We start from the raw sequence: 2,978 nt of genomic DNA, 5'->3' as shown, positions 1-2,978 counted from the left end.
TGATGAGTCTCTCAACCCTGCAATCTGAAGACACCTTCGGGTTGTGAGGTTAAGCGAATAAGCGTACACGGTGGATGCCTAGGCAGTCAGAGGCGATGAAGGGCGTGCTAATCTGCGAAAAGCGCCGGTCAGGTGATAGGAACCGCAATACCCGGCGATACCCGAATGGGGAAACCCAGTGCAATCCGTTGCACTATCATTCACTGAATCCATAGGTGAATGAGGCGAACCGGGGGAACTGAAACATCTCAGTACCCCGAGGAAAAGAAATCAACCGAGATTCCCCCAGTAGCGGCGAGCGAACGGGGAACAGCCCAGAGCCAGCATCAGCATCAGCGCCAGGAGAACGGTCTGGAAAGGCCGGCAGTAAAGGGTGATAGCCCCGTATCCGAAGACGCTGGTATTGTGAGCTCGAAGAGTAGGGCGGGACACGTGGTATCCTGTCTGAATAGGGGGGGACCATCCTCCAAGGCTAAATACTCCTGACTGACCGATAGTGAACCAGTACCGTGAGGGAAAGGCGAAAAGAACCCCGGCGAGGGGAGTGAAAGAGAACCTGAAACCGTGTACGTACAAGCAGTGGGAGCACCCTTTGCGGGTGTGACTGCGTACCTTTTGTATAATGGGTCAGCGACTTATATTCTGTAGCAAGGTTAACCGTTTAGGGGAGCCGCAGGGAAACCGAGTCTTAACTGGGCGTTAAGTTGCAGGGTATAGACCCGAAACCCGGTGATCTAGCCATGGGCAGGTTGAAGGTTGGGTAACACTAACTGGAGGACCGAACCGACTAATGTTGAAAAATTAGCGGATGACTTGTGGCTGGGGGTGAAAGGCCAATCAAACCGGGAGATAGCTGGTTCTCCCCGAAAGCTATTTAGGTAGCGCCTCGTGAACTCATCTTCGGGGGTAGAGCACTGTTTCGGCTAGGGGGTCATCCCGACTTACCAACCCGATGCAAACTGCGAATACCGGAGAATGTTATCACGGGAGACACACGGCGGGTGCTAACGTCCGTCGTGAAGAGGGAAACAACCCAGACCGCCAGCTAAGGTCCCCAAGTCATGGTTAAGTGGGAAACGAAGTGGGAAGGCTCAGACAGCCAGGATGTTGGCTTAGAAGCAGCCATCATTTAAAGAAAGCGTAATAGCTCACTGGTCGAGTCGGCCTGCGCGGAAGATGTAACGGGGCTAAACCATGCACCGAAGCTGCGGCAGCGGCACGAATGTGTTGTTGGGTAGGGGAGCGTTCTGTAAGCCTGCGAAGGTGTGCCGTGAGGCATGCTGGAGGTATCAGAAGTGCGAATGCTGACATAAGTAACGATAAAGCGGGTGAAAAACCCGCTCGCCGGAAGACCAAGGGTTCCTGTCCAACGTTAATCGGGGCAGGGTGAGTCGACCCCTAAGGCGAGGCCGACAGGCGTAGTCGATGGGAAACAGGTTAATATTCCTGTACTCGGTGTTACTGCGAAGGGGGGACGGAGAAGGCTAGGCCAGCCGGGCGACGGTCGTCCCGGTTTAAGCGTGTAGGTGTGTGCTCCTGGCAAATCCGGAGTACTGCAACACTGAGGCGTAATGACGAGGCACTACGGTGCTGAAGTGGTTGATGCCCTGCTTCCAGGAAAAGCCTCTAAGCACCAGGTAACACTGAATCGTACCCCAAACCGACACAGGTGGTCAGGTAGAGAATACTCAGGCGCTTGAGAGAACTCGGGTGAAGGAACTAGGCAAAATGGTGCCGTAACTTCGGGAGAAGGCACGCTGGCATTAGGTGAAGAGACATGCGCTCGGAGCTGAAGCCAGTCGCAGATACCAGCTGGCTGCAACTGTTTAATAAAAACACAGCACTGTGCAAACACGAAAGTGGACGTATACGGTGTGACGCCTGCCCGGTGCTGGAAGGTTAATTGATGGGGTCAGCCGCAAGGCGAAGCTCTTGATCGAAGCCCCAGTAAACGGCGGCCGTAACTATAACGGTCCTAAGGTAGCGAAATTCCTTGTCGGGTAAGTTCCGACCTGCACGAATGGCGTAATGATGGCCAGGCTGTCTCCACCCGAGACTCAGTGAAATTGAACTCGCTGTGAAGATGCAGTGTACCCGCGGCAAGACGGAAAGACCCCGTGAACCTTTACTATAGCTTGACACTGAACCTTGAGCCTTGATGTGTAGGATAGGTGGGAGGCTTTGAAGTGTGGACGCCAGTCTGCATGGAGCCATCCTTGAAATACCACCCTTGAATGTTTGATGTTCTAACGTAGGCCCGTGACCCGGGCTGCGGACAGTGTCTGGTGGGTAGTTTGACTGGGGCGGTCTCCTCCCAAAGCGTAACGGAGGAGCACGAAGGTTAGCTAATCACGGTCGGACATCGTGAGGTTAGTGCAAAGGCATAAGCTGGCTTGACTGCGAGAGTGACGGCTCGAGCAGGTACGAAAGTAGGTCTTAGTGATCCGGTGGTTCTGCATGGAAGGGCCATCGCTCAACGGATAAAAGGTACTCCGGGGATAACAGGCTGATACCGCCCAAGAGTTCATATCGACGGCGGTGTTTGGCACCTCGATGTCGGCTCATCACATCCTGGGGCTGAAGTAGGTCCCAAGGGTATGGCTGTTCGCCATTTAAAGTGGTACGCGAGCTGGGTTTAGAACGTCGTGAGACAGTTCGGTCCCTATCTGCCGTGGGCGCTGGAAGATTGAAAGGGGCTGCTCCTAGTACGAGAGGACCGGAGTGGACGCACCACTGGTGTTCGGGTTGTCATGCCAATGGCATTGCCCGGTAGCTAAGTGCGGCAGAGATAACCGCTGAAAGCATCTAAGCGGGAAACTTGCCTTGAGATGAGTCTTCCCTTGTCCCTTGAGGACACTGAAGGAACGTCCGAGACGAGGACGTGGATAGGCTGGGTGTGTAAGCGTTGCGAGACGTTGAGCTAACCAGTACTAATGAACCGTGCGGCTTAACCTGACAACACCGAAGGTGTTTTGGGT

1 rRNA gene is annotated in these 2,978 nt (G+C 54.3%); it reads left to right on the top strand.

Annotated features, from left to right (window positions below):
- The first annotated feature begins 47 nt into the window (after positions 1 to 47).
- Positions 48 to 2,955, top strand: a 23S ribosomal RNA gene (locus Xmir_RS34985).
- Positions 2,956 to 2,978: the final 23 nt, after the last annotated feature.

Source organism: Xenorhabdus miraniensis, assembly GCF_002632615.1.
The sequence above is the reverse complement of the archived record's forward strand: the minus strand, read 5'-3'. Positions and strand labels throughout refer to the sequence as shown.